Annotated in this window: 17 protein-coding genes and 1 riboswitch; of the genes, 8 read left to right on the top strand and 9 right to left on the bottom strand. The window is 65.7% G+C overall.

What is annotated here, in order from left to right; genetic code table 11:
- Positions 1–183 precede the first annotated feature (183 nt).
- Positions 184–357: riboswitch (cyclic di-AMP (ydaO/yuaA leader) on the top strand.
- 3 nt (positions 358–360) lie between these two features.
- On the top strand, positions 361–1,125 hold the full coding sequence (locus tag TV39_RS12005; RefSeq protein WP_043481947.1) for an NlpC/P60 family protein: 765 nt from the start codon (positions 361–363) through the stop codon (positions 1,123–1,125).
- A 115-nt stretch (positions 1,126–1,240) separates the two neighbouring features.
- On the opposite strand, the gene TV39_RS12000 is transcribed toward TV39_RS12005, so the two are convergent.
- Positions 1,241–1,825, bottom strand: coding sequence for a hypothetical protein (locus tag TV39_RS12000; protein WP_043481944.1), 585 nt, complete (start codon positions 1,823–1,825; stop codon positions 1,241–1,243).
- 188 nt (positions 1,826–2,013) lie between these two features.
- On the opposite strand from TV39_RS12000, the gene TV39_RS11995 reads away from it, so the two are divergent.
- The gene (locus TV39_RS11995) at positions 2,014–2,208 is read left to right on the top strand and encodes a DUF1918 domain-containing protein (RefSeq protein ID WP_043482232.1); all 195 of its coding nucleotides are present in this window, start codon (positions 2,014–2,016) and stop codon (positions 2,206–2,208) included.
- Positions 2,209–2,271: 63 nt separating this feature from the next.
- Here the strand turns inward: TV39_RS11995 and TV39_RS11990 are convergent, their stop codons facing one another.
- Together TV39_RS11990 and TV39_RS11985 are read right to left on the bottom strand one after the other, a co-directional pair.
- Positions 2,272–2,649 (bottom strand): cupin domain-containing protein, encoded by a 378-nt coding sequence (locus TV39_RS11990; RefSeq protein ID WP_043481943.1) that lies wholly within the window; start codon positions 2,647–2,649, stop codon positions 2,272–2,274.
- 216 nt (positions 2,650–2,865) lie between these two features.
- Positions 2,866–4,311 (bottom strand): DUF5129 domain-containing protein, encoded by a 1,446-nt coding sequence (locus TV39_RS11985; protein ID WP_043481941.1) that lies wholly within the window; start codon positions 4,309–4,311, stop codon positions 2,866–2,868.
- 112 nt (positions 4,312–4,423) lie between these two features.
- On the opposite strand from TV39_RS11985, the gene TV39_RS11980 reads away from it, so the two are divergent.
- A complete protein-coding gene (locus TV39_RS11980; protein WP_043481940.1) occupies positions 4,424–4,888 on the top strand; it encodes a hypothetical protein in 465 nt (154 codons plus the stop codon).
- Entirely contained in the window at positions 4,846–6,612 is a 1,767-nt protein-coding gene (locus tag TV39_RS11975) for a DUF5671 domain-containing protein (RefSeq protein ID WP_326942598.1), read from the top strand. The genes TV39_RS11980 and TV39_RS11975 overlap by 43 nt, the downstream gene beginning before the upstream one ends.
- An 18-nt stretch (positions 6,613–6,630) precedes the next feature.
- Here the strand turns inward: TV39_RS11975 and TV39_RS11970 are convergent, their stop codons facing one another.
- Together TV39_RS11970 and TV39_RS11965 are read right to left on the bottom strand one after the other, a co-directional pair.
- Complete coding sequence (locus TV39_RS11970; RefSeq protein WP_043481935.1) at positions 6,631–8,322, bottom strand: SulP family inorganic anion transporter; 1,692 nt, start codon at positions 8,320–8,322, stop codon at positions 6,631–6,633.
- Between the two features lie 28 nt (positions 8,323–8,350).
- A complete protein-coding gene (locus TV39_RS11965) occupies positions 8,351–9,055 on the bottom strand; it encodes an endonuclease/exonuclease/phosphatase family protein (protein ID WP_043429816.1) in 705 nt (234 codons plus the stop codon).
- A gap of 419 nt (positions 9,056–9,474) precedes the next feature.
- On the opposite strand from TV39_RS11965, the gene TV39_RS11960 reads away from it, so the two are divergent.
- The gene (locus tag TV39_RS11960; RefSeq protein WP_043481934.1) at positions 9,475–10,278 is read left to right on the top strand and encodes a thioesterase family protein; all 804 of its coding nucleotides are present in this window, start codon (positions 9,475–9,477) and stop codon (positions 10,276–10,278) included.
- Between the two features lie 58 nt (positions 10,279–10,336).
- On the opposite strand, the gene TV39_RS11955 is transcribed toward TV39_RS11960, so the two are convergent.
- Positions 10,337–10,726: a DUF2177 family protein gene (locus TV39_RS11955; RefSeq protein ID WP_043481932.1), complete on the bottom strand. Its 390-nt coding sequence runs from the start codon at positions 10,724–10,726 to the stop codon at positions 10,337–10,339.
- A 16-nt stretch (positions 10,727–10,742) separates the two neighbouring features.
- Here TV39_RS11955 and TV39_RS11950 point away from each other — a divergent pair, with 16 nt between their 5' ends.
- Positions 10,743–11,492 carry a lipoate--protein ligase family protein gene (locus TV39_RS11950; protein WP_043481929.1) on the top strand — a complete coding sequence of 250 codons (750 nt, stop codon included), beginning with the start codon at positions 10,743–10,745 and terminating at the stop codon, positions 11,490–11,492.
- 100 nt (positions 11,493–11,592) lie between these two features.
- Here the strand turns inward: TV39_RS11950 and TV39_RS11945 are convergent, their stop codons facing one another.
- Entirely contained in the window at positions 11,593–11,850 is a 258-nt protein-coding gene (locus tag TV39_RS11945; protein WP_011692168.1) for a mycoredoxin, read from the bottom strand.
- A 178-nt stretch (positions 11,851–12,028) separates the two neighbouring features.
- Between TV39_RS11945 and TV39_RS11940 the strand changes: the two genes are divergently transcribed.
- Positions 12,029–12,757, top strand: coding sequence for an SOS response-associated peptidase (locus TV39_RS11940; RefSeq protein WP_043481927.1), 729 nt, complete (start codon positions 12,029–12,031; stop codon positions 12,755–12,757).
- 7 nt (positions 12,758–12,764) lie between these two features.
- On the opposite strand, the gene TV39_RS11935 is transcribed toward TV39_RS11940, so the two are convergent.
- A complete protein-coding gene (locus TV39_RS11935) occupies positions 12,765–13,187 on the bottom strand; it encodes a VOC family protein (protein WP_043481926.1) in 423 nt (140 codons plus the stop codon).
- Between the two features lie 14 nt (positions 13,188–13,201).
- Here TV39_RS11935 and TV39_RS11930 point away from each other — a divergent pair, with 14 nt between their 5' ends.
- On the top strand, positions 13,202–13,528 hold the full coding sequence (locus TV39_RS11930; RefSeq protein ID WP_011692165.1) for a chorismate mutase: 327 nt from the start codon (positions 13,202–13,204) through the stop codon (positions 13,526–13,528).
- A gap of 34 nt (positions 13,529–13,562) precedes the next feature.
- Here the strand turns inward: TV39_RS11930 and TV39_RS11925 are convergent, their stop codons facing one another.
- Positions 13,563–13,949: a hypothetical protein gene (locus TV39_RS11925; protein ID WP_043481924.1), complete on the bottom strand. Its 387-nt coding sequence runs from the start codon at positions 13,947–13,949 to the stop codon at positions 13,563–13,565.
- Positions 13,950–14,412: the final 463 nt, after the last annotated feature.

Genomic DNA, 14,412 nt, shown 5'->3' with positions numbered 1-14,412 from the left:
AAGGCAAAACACTCGACTTTGATCAACGCAGTACCCGAGTACCGCCGCTACCTGCTGGCGCGTCCCCGTCCCCGCGGCGCCGTTACCTGAATGTGACATCGGGTGCACGGCCCGCGTACGGTGGGACAGTGCCGTTATCCCGGATAGGGGCACTCCCGGGCGGATTGCCTAACCCTGCCGCGGCCCGGGATCCAACCGAAACTGACCGGCAGGGACGGGGAAACCATTTTTGGCCTGCAGAGTTGTGCAGGCCTTCGGGGTGAAGCCGCAAGCCCTCCGCCAAGCGGAAGGCACCTGCGGCCGGGTGTCTCCCATCCGAATCCGACAGCTAACCTCGCAGGCATCGGGAGAGGTTACTTCATGTCTTCACGCAAACTGCCCGCTCATCATCGCTTCACCGCGCCTGCGGGGCGCTCAGGTTTCACCACGACCGGCGGTAGGAGCAGGGTCGGCCGCCAGGCCGCGGTTATTGCAGCCGCTTCAGGCCTGGTCCTGTCCAGCGGGATGGCGGCCCAGGCTGCCGAAGCCCCCGTGGAACGCGACTCGGCTCCGGCGTCCGCCCTTGACGCCAAGGCCCAGGTGGGTGCCCCGCTCAGCGCAGACTCCCACGTCCGGATCAGTTTCGAACGTCCGGACGTCAGCACCACGCCCGCTCCCGTGGAAGTGCCGGTCGCAGAGCCCGCTCCGGCAGAGGCGGCCGCTCCCGCGGCAGCTCCGGCTCCTGTTGCCGCCCCGGCGGCTCCCGCCGTTTCCGTCCAGGTACAGGCGGCCGCGCCGGCTCCCGCCGCTGCCCCGGCCGCCGGCGGTGTCAATGCCGCCATGGTTTCTGCTGCTTATGCGCAACTGGGCATCACCCAGGACTGCACGGCCATGGTGGAGAAGGCACTTGGCTCCGCAGGCATTCCCGTCGGCGACCTGGGACCTATGCAGTTCATGAACTACGGCTCGGTGGTGGGGGAGCCGCAGCCCGGGGACATGGTGGTGCAGTCCGGCCACGTGGGCATCTACATCGGCGACGGCCAGGTGATCAGCGGCGGAATGAACGGCGTCAATGCCACCGTGACGCACCCGCTGTCGTGGCTGACGGCCACCGGCGGCGTTACCTTCGTCCGGGCCGGAGCCTAGCACTCCCGCCCGGCCCGCCCCGGCGGGAGGGAAGACCCGGCGGAAGGGCCGGTGATCGGCTGCCTTGGGGGCAGCAGGTCACCGGCCCTTCCTGTAGCCGAGTGGCGGCCGGTGTTCAGATCGGCGACATCCCGACCTGAACCGTGCTCTCGCCCTGCGCGAATTTGATGCGCAGCACTGCGGTGCGCGTGTCCGCAGGGATAGTGAAGCGGACCTCGCCCGACGTGCTTGAATCGCCTGCCACCACTTCGTTCAGCCCCGAATCGGGGGAATGGCTGACTCCACCCACGTTCAGCCTGAACGCTGCGTCCCAAAAGTTGATGTCGTACCTGCCGTGGTTGGTGCATCTGAGCGTGAAAGTCAGTGCGACCTTCCCTGACACATCAGGGCGCGCACGGGCGTCGAGAATTTCGTATTCGACGTCGGCTGCCCTGTAGTTGCGCCCGGCCGGCAGGGCAACGGCCCACTCCGCGCTGTTACCGGTGCCGGATGCGGTAACGGACGGCGGAACAACGCCGCCTGGCCGGGCGGGGCCGCTTGCGGAGGCACCCGCCGTCGATGCGGCGGGCCGGCCGGCGTCGAACACCCCCAGCTGTCCCAGGCCGAGCAGCAGCCCCGTCACGGCGGTAATCACCGCGGCGGCGGCGGTCAGCAGACCGGGCAGCGTAGCCCACCAGCTCGTGGGCTTTTCCTCCGCCATAGCCGTTCCCCCTGGGTCCTCTGCCAAGGTCATCCGTAGTATCCCAATAATCCTGCCAGGCGCCCGCTGGCGCCAGATGCAGGTTGATCCCGCGTGACGTCCCGTCCGGCACCCGCCAACTGCCAGTGCGCAACGGCCCTGTTTTCGCCGCCCGCACCCTCGTAGTCTGGTGCTTGGAGGTGATTGCCATGAAGGCAACCCAGGGAGACCGGATCACAATCCGGGGCAAGACGGTCGGATCCGCGGTGCGGCACGGCCAGATCATTGAGGTTCATGGCGCCGACGGAGCTCCGCCCTACGTGGTGCGGTTCGACGACGGCCATGAAACCACCGTCATTCCCGGCGGGGATTTCGTCATTGACAGGATTCACCCGGCGCCTTGAACCGGGAGCGCGCAGTGAACCGGGAGCGCGCAGGGAACCGGGCGCCCCGCCGCAGCCGGTCTGCTATTCCGGGGCCTTGGCGAACACGGCGGCGCTGACGAACTCGACACCCGTGAAGGGTTCGTCTCCTTCGACCCATGCGTCATGCCCTGGCGGGATGGTGTAGGAGTCATCAGCGGCGATGTTGATCTGGTTGCCTTCAGAGGTCTGGACCGTGAGTCTGCCGGAAACGCAAAAGCCAACGTGGCTGAGCTGGCATGAATCTGTCTTGGCTACGGGCTTGATGCAGTCGGACCATCGCCAGCCCGGTTGGAAGGTGAATCTTCCGATGGTGTAGGCGTCGACGGTTACAAGATCCACTTCCGTCTTGTCGGGGCGGCGCTTTTCGTCCGGTGAATTGTGCGACTTTACTGCGAGTTGAGCGACAACGTTCGTGGTCATGGCTCTCTCCATCAATCGGGAGTTGCGGATAGGGCTGTCCGCGCCCGCAATCGCGACCGGACAGCGGAGTCGGTCTGCCAGGTCCTAATCGACGCGGCGAACCAATGGAGTGATCGCTTTACGATGCCCAGCTTCCTCCGATCAGGGATCCTTGTCGAGACCCGGCGGCAGGTCTCATCTGCCCGCCGGCCGCCAGTTCCGTATCCGGAAGCGGGCCTAGAAACTGGAGGAACTCCCGGACCCGGAAAAACTGCCGCCGCTGCCGCCGTAGCCGGTTGTGCTGCCACCGCCGCGGGCCGTGCTGACGCTGCCCACCCCGGTGCTGAATCCCGTGTTGAAGGCCGGGACCGAGAAAAAGTAGTACGACGGATAGACCGTGCCAAGGATGCTGGGCTCGTAGGTGCGGCCGTGCTTGACCTTGGTGCCGGCCTGCGCGCTTTCCATCTCCTCGCGCATCAGTTTGGCTTCCCGCTCGGTCTTGGCGAAGCCTTGGATTACCGTGTCGGCGTGGTTCTTCAGCAGCTCGGTCAGGTGCGTCCGCGCATCCCGCAGCCGGTCCAGTGCCGTTTCAGGGGATATGGTGCCGTCGGCGAGTTCAGCCGACCACCGCTCGATCTCCCGGTGGCTCTGGTCGCGGAATGATCGGAGTGCCGCAGCCGTCGCCGAGTCGCCCGCGGCGTGCCGTTTGCTGAGCATCTGTTCGAGGGCAGCCAGGTCACTGCGGAAGGGCGCCAGTTGCCGGTCCCACGCGGATGCCCATGCTGACCCCCGGTTTAGCAGGGCGTTGGTGTCGGCGATGACGTCATCCAGGGCATCCAGTTCAGCCGATGCGTCGGCGTAATTCCGGACCAGCTTCAGGTTCGGGCGCCGGCTCAGCGCCCGTGGCGTCAGTGCGTGCGCCTGGTTGGCCAGCTGGGTGGCGGCGTTGTACTTGGCCAGGAAGCTGCGGTGCTTCTCCAGGACAGTGCTGCCGTACCGTGAGGACTCCGGGATAGTGCCGGCGTTGAGCTCCGTGACCTGCAGATCCATGCTGACGTTGGCATAGCTGGTGTCCCCGCGTGCAAGCTCCCTGCGGCTGTCCGCCCTGGTCCGCCAGCGCACAATCAGCCAGGTGGCGGCCCCGAGGACGGCTGCGGCCAGGGAACTCCATGCCGTGACCAAGAATGCCGTGGACCGGTACCAGGGCTGGTTGATCAGTTCCGCTCCCCGACGGATGCCGGCGATGGTTCCGTCGGTCCACTGGGCATCCCGAAGCAAGTCCTTGGAGGCGTTCTGGATGTCCTCGCGCTGCTCCAGGGACACCTTGCGGTCCTCACCCATGTAGGTGCCCACGTGCCGTCCCACCGGGTCCACCGCGAAGATGAAGAGACCGTCCGCCCATTTCTGGCCGTCCCCGCTGATCCATTCCGGATGTTCGGCCCGGGCGAAGCGAAGGACTTCTTCATTGAGGTTGGCATCCGCCGAGCCCCTGTACGTGAAAACGGCAACCCGGGTAGGTTCGTAGAAGTCAATGGCTTCCACCGCGGAGACCAGCCGGGTGCGGTCCAGTACTCCGGCGCCGTCCTCCACCACGATCCCCACCGGCGGATCCGCCAGGGCGGCGGCTGAACCGCAGAGCAGTCCGAGCAGTATAAGCAACACGACAGCCGGTGCTCGGCGCATGATTCCTTTTCCCATGGGGCAACGATTGTCTCCAGCCTCGTGGATGCCCGCCACCGCTGATAGGGCCTAAAGTACCGTAGCTAGGGTCCGGGCAGTGCGACATACTGACCACATGGAAGCAGCGGCGGGAAGACCGAACAGGATACTCGTGATCATCCTGGCAGTTATTGCCGTCCTGGCGGTGGCTGCCCTGGCCGTGGTCTTCTCGCGGGGCGAACCGGCCCTGCTGGACGAATCCACGCCCCAGGGAGTGGTGCAGCGCTACTCCGCCGCTGTCATCGACGGCGATGAGTCCGCCGCTTCCGCCTACCTCACGGAATCCGCGCGGACGCAGTGCGTGGACTTTGAGCGGGCTGCCACGGACAACCTTCGGGTCACACTCGTGTCCACCACGGAGCGCGCCTCGTCCGCCGACGTACGGGTGCTGATTGTGGTGTCGAACGGGGGCGGACCCTTCGGTAACTCGGAATACGAAATGGAGGATGTGTTCGATCTCGTCAAGACGGACGGAAAATGGCTGATCGATTCAGCCCCGTGGCAGCTCAGGATCTGCACGAACAGGACGGTGAAGCAATGACCGCCGCCCGGACAGTGCCTGCACCCGCGGCCGGGTCCGCCCAGCCGGCGGTCCGACGACTCATTGTGTATACGCTGCTCTTCGCGCTGGTCGTGGTGACGGCCATCGGCCTGAGCGGCCTGCTGGGCAGGGTCCTGGGCGCAGGCACGGTGCTGGTCGCCGGCGATGTTGCAGGCCTCGCCCGTTCGCTTGCGTTCACGCTGATCGGCGGCCCCATGGCTGCGGTGCTCTGGTGGTTCGTGTGGCGGCGGCTCGACGACGCGGTTGAGCGGTCGTCCGCGGGCTGGGGGCTGTACCTGACCGGCATGTATGCGGTCTCGCTCATCACATCGGCCACGGGGCTACTCAGCGCACTGGCAGCCCTGATCGGAGGCGAACGGCTGGGCTGGCAGCTGGCGCTGTCCAATGGACTGGTGTGGGCAGGAGTGCTGGCATGGCACCGCTGGATGTGGCACCATCCGCGCAAGAGCCCGTCGCTGATTCCGGACGTCCCCACCGTTGTTGGGGCAGTATTCGGGCTCATCATCGGTGTGGGCGGCACCGTCACTGCGCTCGCGAATCTCCTGGACACCGCCATCCAGGGCTTTACCGCGTCGGCGTCCATCGGAAATCCGTGGTGGAGGTTCGTTCTGCAGTCGCTGGCCTGGGGCGCCGGTGGCGCCGCCATCTGGTGGTGGCACTGGATCCACGACGGCGGACGCCGGCTCAAGACGGATTTCGCCGACGTGGCACTGGTGGTGGTCGGAATCCTCGGGACTGTCCTCCTGACCGTCGGCGGCAGCGGAACCGCCCTGCTCGTCCTGCTCCGGCTTGCTTTTGACCGCACCGACCCGGTGAGCGAAATCCTGGAACCCCTCGGCGCGGCAATTGCGGCAGGCGCAGTGGGTTCCCTCGTCTGGGCCTACCACCGGATCGTCTCCACGGGACGGTCCGAAACCACCCGGCAGTCGGCAAAGCTTGTGACATCCGGGGTCGGCCTGGTGGCGGCGGCCTCCGGAATCGGCATTGTGGTCAACTCCGTCCTCAGCATCGCGGCCACGCCGCTGGCCGGCGACGGCATTCGTACGCTCCTGCTGGGCGGCATCAGTGCCCTGGCCGTTGGCGGGCCGCTGTGGTGGCTTACCTGGAAGCCATGGGTTCCGCCGGAGCCGACCGAACTTGGCCGCCGTGGCCGGCGCGTGTACCTGATTGCAGTATTCGGCCTGAGCGCGGTGGTCGCTGTCATCACGCTCTTGGTCATCGGATACCGCGTCTTCGAATTCCTGCTCGACGACGTCAGCGGCGGAAGCCTGGTGGACCGCATCCGGGCGCCCCTGGGACTGCTCGTGGCCACGGGACTCGCCGCCGGATACCACTTCGCGGTGTGGCGGCATGACCGTTCCCTCACAGCCGCCGCCGCGCCCCGGAAGCGCACGGTGCGGAAAGTGATCCTGGTGGCCTCGGGTGACCCGGAGCCACTGGTGCGCGCCGCGGCAGAGGTTACCGGCGCGAGCGTCGTCGTGTGGCGGAAGGCCGAAGCCCGGAAGGCCGAAGCCCGGACCCCCGACGCCGGGACCTCGGAAGCCCTGACCCCCGACGCCGGGACCTCCGGCGCTGCGGAGGCGACCCCGGGCGACCTGCCCGAACGGCTGGCCCAGGCGCTGGAGGGCGTAGCAGCGGATCGCGTATTGGTGGTCACGGGCCCGGGATCCCGCATCGAGGTGATTCCGCTGGGTTCCGACTGAGCCGGAGAACAACAGCGGCTAGATCCCGAACGTCCGCTTGTAGGTGCGCACTGCGTTGTTGACCGTGGGGAAGAAGTGGTCCGGACCGAACCGGCTGCTCACGCCGAACCTGAGCAGACGGTCCTTGACCGGTCCCTTTAATTCGGCAAAGACCAGGCTGATTCCCCGGCCTGCCAGTTCGTCGTCGAGTTCCACGAGGTCGTCCAAAGCTGTGGTGTCCAGGTCCGTAATGGCCTCGGCAGCCACAATGACCCAGTTCACCGGCCCCGGGGCTTTGGCCACGAGATTGCGGATGTGCTCCGCGAACACTGCCCCGTTGGCAAAGAAGAGCGGCGCGTCGAAGCGGGCGATTACCAGGCCCGGGACGCGCTGGCCCTCCGGGTGCCGGCTGAGGTCGTGATAGCCCGGGACGTCCGCCAGGCTTGCCAGCTCGGTGCGGTACGGATCCCACGCCCGCCGGACAAATGCGATGAGCGACAGCGCAACGGCTATGACGATGCCCTGCAGCACACCCACGAAGGCGACCCCCAGGAACGTGGTGATAAGGAGGGCCGTTTCCATCCGGCTCATCCGGAGCAGCCGGAGCAGGGTTTTGATATCCACCAGCGAGGCCGCCGCAACCATAACGACGGCGGCCAGTGTGGTGGTGGGGAGGAAGGCTGTCACCCCGGGTGCAGCCACCATAAAGACGACCACCAGCGCCGCGGCCACGATGCCGCTGAACGGGGTGCGCGCCCCGGCATCGAGTGCAATGGGAGTCCGGGACGAACTGCCGCACACCGGGAAGCCGCCCAGCATGCCGCTGGCCACGTTGGCGATGCCCAGCGCCCCCATTTCCTGGTTGCCGCTCGTGTGGATACCGCGTCGTCCTGCCAGGCTTTTGGACAAAGCGGAGGTATCGGCAAAGGCGATCAGTGCAATACCCGCCGCTGGCCCTATGAGCCCGGCGACGTCATGCAGGGTGATGCCGCCAAGGGCCGGTGCCGGAAGGCCCGGCGGGAGTGCTCCGACCATGGAAATGTCGTCCGTGAGGTCCAGGGCGGCGGCCGCTGCGATGGAGGCTGCCACGGCCAGCAGCACGCCGGGCACCTTTCCTGGAAGGAGCCGGCCGGCGACGATGATGGCCACCGTGCCAGCGCCAAACAACAACGCCAGAGGATTGGTGCCTCCCCGCAGTACGGCTTCGGCTGTCTCAGTGGCCCGCGCCGGCAGCGAGTCTCCCGAGACGGTGATCCCGAGCAGCCTGGGCAATTGGCTGACCATGATGGCCAGTGCGATGCCATTGAGGTAGCCCACCCGGATCGGCTTGGACAGCAGTCCGGTGACGAAACCCAGCCTGAACATCCGGCCGGCAACCAGGAAGATTCCGATCAGGATTGCCAGGACGCCTGCGAGCGCCACGGCGTGGGCCGGATCCCGTCCCGCCAGCGGGAGCACTGCGGCAGCGATCATGGGAGCCAGTGACGAATCCGGCCCCACGATAATGATCCGGGCAGGGCCGAATATTGCGTAAAACAGCATCGGAACCACGGACGCGTACAGGCCGGTGACCGCCGGCAGGCCGGCGGCTTCCGCATAGGCCATGCCAGCGGGAATCAACACGGCACTGAGGGCTGCTCCGGCGGCGAGATCGGCCTTGAGCCAGGACCGCTGGTACGTCCGTGCCAGCTGGATGCCGGGAACGGCTTTCAGGATCCAATCGCGGCGCACTGGGGGCCTCCCGGGCTGGTGGGTGGCGTCAGGGCTGCGGTGTTCCCTGGATGGGGCCGTAATCCTGGCCGTATTCAGCGGATACCAGGATGGGAAGGTGGTCCGAGGCACCTCGCGGCAAGGTCTCCACGCTCTCGATGTCCAGGCCGAGGGATGTGGCAAAGTCGAAATGCCCCTTGAAGACCTTGTACCTCGTGTAGGTCCTCCGGTCGCTGAGGGAGAGTTCGTAGCCCGAATTCTTCATGTGTTCGGTGAGGTTCTTGGTGAAGAACGGGTAGTTGAAATCACCCACCATGAGCGTCATCAGCCCGCTGCCCATCCCGAGGAGCTCCGCGTGTGCCGCCTTGATCTGTTTGCGTCGCAGCGAATTGGAGGCCGTCAGGGGCGCCGCGTGGAAGGAAGCGATCACCAGCTCGTGGTCTGTTTCGTTGTCCACCACCCGGGTGCCGATCAGGCGCTCGTGCGCGGGGGCCAGGACTCGGTCGTGCAAAGACTTCTTTAACGCGAAAGTGTTGGTGTCGAAGGCCGTGAAGCGGTCCATCCGGTAATAGATGGCGAGCCCCAGCCTGTTGCCCTTGGTTGAGTCGGCCAGATGCAGCGGCCCGAGTGTGTCCGGCAAATCCGTGGTGTCGCATTCCTGCAGGCACAAGGCATCTATCCCGAAGTCGCGGGCCAGATCCAGCAGTTCGCCGCGTGCCGCGTGCTTGCGAAGGTTGTAGCTGATGACTCGTATCAGGGGATTACCTCTTCCGAGCGTAGTTAGGAGAACCGACTCCTGAGTCTAGTCCGTGCGGGGTGCTGCGCACAGAAAGACAGCACAGAAAACGCCCGAGAAAGCTGGCAAGGCTCAGGGCGGCCGACGCGGCACTGCCGTCGTCCCGTGCCCTGATCCGTCGCGGTCGGGTCAGCGCCCAGGCAGTGGCTCCGCCGGCCGACAGCGTGAGGGCAACGGCCCCGGCCACGACGGCGCGCCGTACGCGGCTGCCCTTGTGCTGTTTGTTCTTGAGAGGAGTCATGCCATTATTTCCAGGCTTCGGACTTATGCCGGCCATGAGGCCCTGATATGCGGGAGCTGTGAGGATATGGGCAGCCGTGGGCCGGCAGGCGATAGTGTGTTCTGGGATCATCACCAGCCATGCGAAAGGGTCGACGTTGACTGCTGCACTTCCGGAACTTGCCGAGGGCGGGTTCTATTACGAGTCACTGGGCGGCGGACGGTTCCGTTCCACGATTCACGCCCAGGGTGCCTGGAACGAGCACGAACAGCACATGGCGCCGGCCTCGGGAATCATGGCGGACTGCCTGGAGCGGCATGCGCCGCGGGACGACGTCCGCATGGCGCGCCTGAGCTACGAGATCCTGGGGCTGATCCCGGGCGGCGACTTCGAGGTCGTCACCTCCACGCTCCGGCCCGGCCGCACCATTGAGCTGCTGCAGGCCGAACTCGTCGCTGCAGGGCGGGTGGCCATCCGTGCCACCGCATGGCGGATGATCACCTCCGACACTTCGGCAGTCGCCGCTGTGGAAGATGGACGCATTCCCGGCCCGGAAGACTGCTCTCCGTACGACGGCGCCAGCGTCTGGCCCGGAGGCTACATCCGTTCCCTGGAAATGCGCGTAGCGGACGGACACCGGCCGGGCTCCGGAACGGTGTGGCTCCGTACCGGGCATCCGCTCACTGACAAGGCGGACAGCGGTGACCTGGCGCGGCTGATGGGCCTGGTGGACACGGCCAACGGAATCGCGGCGCGCGTACCTCCGGGCAAGGACAGCTTCGCCTTCCCCAACCTTGACCTGCAGATCCACATGTACCGGAAACCCGCCGGCGACTGGCTTGGCCTGGACAACGCCGTCTCCTTCGGTGCGGACGGCATCGGGCTGACGTCAACAGTGCTCCACGACCTCGCCGGGCCGTTCGGCCGGGCAGAACAGATCCTGACCCTCCGTAAGACGTAGCCGCCCGCGGAAAGCCCTTTATTGTTGCTTTGTTGTTCGTGTGCTGGTCCTGCTGCGCTTAATTCTTGTGGAACACCAGCCAGCCGGCCAGCGTGGCCAGGCCCGTCAGCGCTGCGCCCCACAGAATGTCCACGATAATCAGCTGCAAGGGCCACGTCTTCAGCGTCGCGGCGTTGGTGAGGTCGTAGGTGGCATAGGCGAAGGCGCCCAGGGCGGCACCGTAGCCCACGGCGCTGAGCCAGCTGCCGCCGTCGAGCGCGGGGCGCAGGGCGAAGAAGACAATGCCGGCAATGTAGATCACGTAGAACACCACCGCGTACCCTAGATTGGGCTTGTCGGCCAGCAGCTCACCAATCTGTCCGCGGTAAAAGGGGTTCATCGTCTTGAGCCAGATGGCGTCAATGACGGCAAACGCAGCGGCGACGACCAGGAATTGCAGAATGACCATAAGGGAGCTTAGCAAGATGCAGCACGCGGCCGGCGCACCAGCCACGCTGACCATTGTCCGGCAGGAGGAGTCGCTGGGGGCGGCCCGGGACCTGGAATTCGGCATTGAACTGTTGGGCATGGCCAGGACCGGGCGGATCGGGCCGACGCTCAGGCTCTACCGCCCGGCTCCCACCGTCGCCTTCGGCCAGCGCGACGCGCACCTTCCGGGGTTTGAGGCTGCTGCCAGGGCCTGCCGGGACCTCGGTTTTGAACCGCTCGTACGGAAGGCCGGCGGCCGGGCCGCGGCCTACCACCAGGGAACGCTGATCGTGGATCATGTGGAACCGCATGCCGATGCCATTGCGGGAGCCAAGGGGCGCTTCGCCTACTTCGGCGGCCTGCTGGCGGACGCGCTCCGAAGCGCAGGGGTCCACGCCGCCGTCGGCGAAATCCCGGGTGAGTATTGCCCGGGGGAGTTCAGTGTCCACGGCCTGGACCCGGCAGATCCGCAGCACAGGGTGAAACTGATCGGCACGGCCCAGCGGGTGGTGTCCGGCGGCTGGCTGTTCAGCTCGGTCATCGTGGTGGAAAATTCGGCACCCATCCGGAAAGTCCTGGAAGCGAGCTACGCCGCCCTGGGGCTCGACTGGGACCCGGCAACTGCCGGCGCGGTGGACGACCTCGTCCCCGGACTCGACGTCGCGGCCATCGAGGCCGCCGTCATCAACACCTACGCCGGCTATGCGCAGCTGGAGCAAGCTGACTTCACCAGCCTGCGGGGCTAGCTCCCGGGGCCGGTCTTCCGGGGCCGGGCCGCCCCGACATGGGCGGGGCATACAGAAGGCCGGGCACCAGGTGCCCGGCCTTCTGCCATAAACGAAACGCCTAGGCCGCGAGCCGGCTCTTCACTTCGGCGGCCGACGGGTTGGTGGCGGCGGTACCGTCCGGGAAGAGGACGGTGGGGACGGTGCGGTTGCCTCCGTTGAGCTGTTCCACGAGGTCGGCCGTGCCTTCGACTTCTTCGATGTTGATCTCGGTGTAGCCGATGCCCTGCGCGTCCAGCTGCTTCTTCAGCCGGTTGCAGTAGCCGCACCAGGTGGTCGAAAACATGGTGATGGTGCCGGATTCGGGAGTGAAATCCACGGAGTTCTCCTCAAGCTCGTAATTGCTCGTCGTTATCAAAGCAGATGTCTTTGTCCTCAACCGTAACCCGGCGGCCGGTATTCCCCGGGCGCCCGGACGCCGCTGCCATGCGCGGGTTACGCCGGGTGACACCGCCTGCGGGCGGTGGCATGCTGGTGCCATGTGTGGACGCTACGTGATGGCCAGGGCCGTCGGGGACCTGCTGGCAGAGTTTGACGCCGAACTGGAAGAGGAGCTGGTGGTTCCGCCGTCGTGGAACGTTGCCCCGACCGCTGACGTGCCCATCCTGCTCGAGCGGGTGGTGGACGGCAGCCCGGTCCGGCAACTGCACGTGGCCCGCTGGGGGCTGGTGCCGTCCTGGGCCAAGGACCCTTCCATCGGCTCGAAAATGATCAATGCGCGCAGCGAGAGCGTCCTGGAGAAGCCGGCGTTCCGCAAGGCGACCCGGTCCAGGCGCTGCGCGGTCCCGGCAGACGGCTACTACGAATGGAAGGGTGAAGGGCGCGGCAAACAGCCCTACTACGTGCACCCGAAGGACGGCCGGCCGCTGGTATTCGCCGGCTTGTATGAATGGTGGAAGGATCCGTCCAAGCCCGAGGGGGATCCGCAGCGCTGGATGCTGTCCACTTCCATCATGACCACCGACTCGCCGCCGGACGGCTACGCCGGGGGAGTGCTGGCCGAACTCACCGCCCTGCACGACAGGGTGCCGCTGCCCATGGACCGCGAGACGATGCAGGCTTGGCTGGATCCGCAGGCGGACGATGCCGCCGGCCTGGTGGATCTGGTCCGGGCCGGTGCGCACGACGTCGCTGAAGGCTGGACCATCGATGCGGTTGGCACCGCCGTCGGAAACGTAAAAAATGACTCGCCGGAACTCATCCAGCCGGTCGGAAGCCTGTTCTAGCCGCCCTTCAGACCGTGACGTTGCCGGCGGGGTCCACGGTCCATGTGGGATTGAAGGCAATTTCCCACCGGAAGCCGTCCGGGTCGGCGAAGTATCCGGTGTACCCGCCCCAGGGCTGGGTTGTCGGCGAAGCCACCACGGTGGCACCGGCAGCCTCGGCATCGGCCATGACCCGGTCCACATCCGCCGTGCTGCCCACGTTGTGGCTCAGGGTGATGCAGGGGACCCCGGCAGGGCTGTCCACGGAGGCCTCGGCCTGCATCTGGCCGGCGTCCCAGAGGGACAGAACAAGGCCATGGTTTGCCTGGATGAACACCACTTCGCCGGGGACTTCCCGGTGAACCGGCCAGCCGAGGCCGTTGATGTAGAAGGCGCGGGAGGCATCAACACTGCGGACGCCCAGTGAAATGAAGTCGACTCGAGGCTGCATTCTTAGATACTGTCATGCACATGCCCACAAATCACGGACACGACAAAGACGCCCAGGCCGACAGGGAGCAGCTCGCAGCTGTCCGCGTGGCCGTCGATGAAGTTGATGAGCAGATTGTCACCCTGATTGCCCGCCGTGAACGCCTGATCAGGATTTCCGGCACGTTGAAAGGCGACGACGCGGAGGTCCGGGCTCCCGGCCGGGTGGAAAAGGTCATTGAACACGTCCGTGCCGCCGCCGAGAAAAAGGACATCGACCCGGACATCGTGGAGAAGACCTACCGGGCAATGATCACGGCTTTCACTGAGCTTGAAATGAAAGTGCACAACGCCAGCAACTAGCTGCCGGCAGGACTTTGTGCCGGCAACACTTTGTTCAGAGGGCTTCCTCCACAGGGACGTTGGCCTGGTACTCCCTGCCGTCAGCGTCGCTGAAGGCGGTCATCAGGTGGCCCTTCTCCAGCCCCAGGACGGTACTCATGGGAAAGTTGCCGGTGATGGTGCTGCCTGAATGCTCCACGCCGCTGAGGTCGAAATTCTCTTCCGTGCCGTCGTGGCTGAAGCAATAGAAGGACACAGCTTCGCCGTTCATGAACTCGATTCCCATTCTTCGTTGATGGGAATGATCCGGTGTGGCCGCCACGAGGCCCACTACGTAGGCGCCCGACCCGGGGATGTTGCCGTCTATATCAAAAGTCGCCACCAAGGTGGAGTCCTTGGCGGCGATGGCTACGTGCTTCAGGAGTGCGTTATGGGAGCTCATGGCTTCATCTTGCTCCCTGCGCTCCCGTCCGTCCACCCCTGATCCACGTTTTGTGGTGGCATCAGCGCCGCCTCACTAAGTTCGAATATACATTCGAATATTGGCGGGTTGCCGGAGTGGCTTCAATCCGCAGGCGCGCGTCTCCGGGCAAGCGCCCGGGCTCCATGAGGCGTTGCTGGCGAATGGATTTGAGCCTGATGAACCGGAATCGATCATGATCGGCAACGCCAGCGCTTTGAGCGTCGAGGTGCAACTCCCGAAGTTTTCGGCGGTCCGGCGTCGGTCAAGAACGCGGAAGCGACCGAGTACTCACGGCCCATCCTTGAACGCCATGAGTTTGTCCGTGTGTCAACACCCATCCCCTATCGTTGGCAGCGCTGAAGCCGGGCCGGACCGGGAGTATGGGTAGGTTTTGTCCGGGCTCCGGCGTAGACTTGATTTATTCGAAGATATATTCGAACTA

The organism is Arthrobacter sp. SPG23 (genome assembly GCF_000876655.1).
GTDB lineage: Bacteria > Actinomycetota > Actinomycetes > Actinomycetales > Micrococcaceae > Arthrobacter.
Note: the sequence above shows the minus strand (reverse complement) of the source record. Positions and strands in the feature narration are given on the sequence as shown.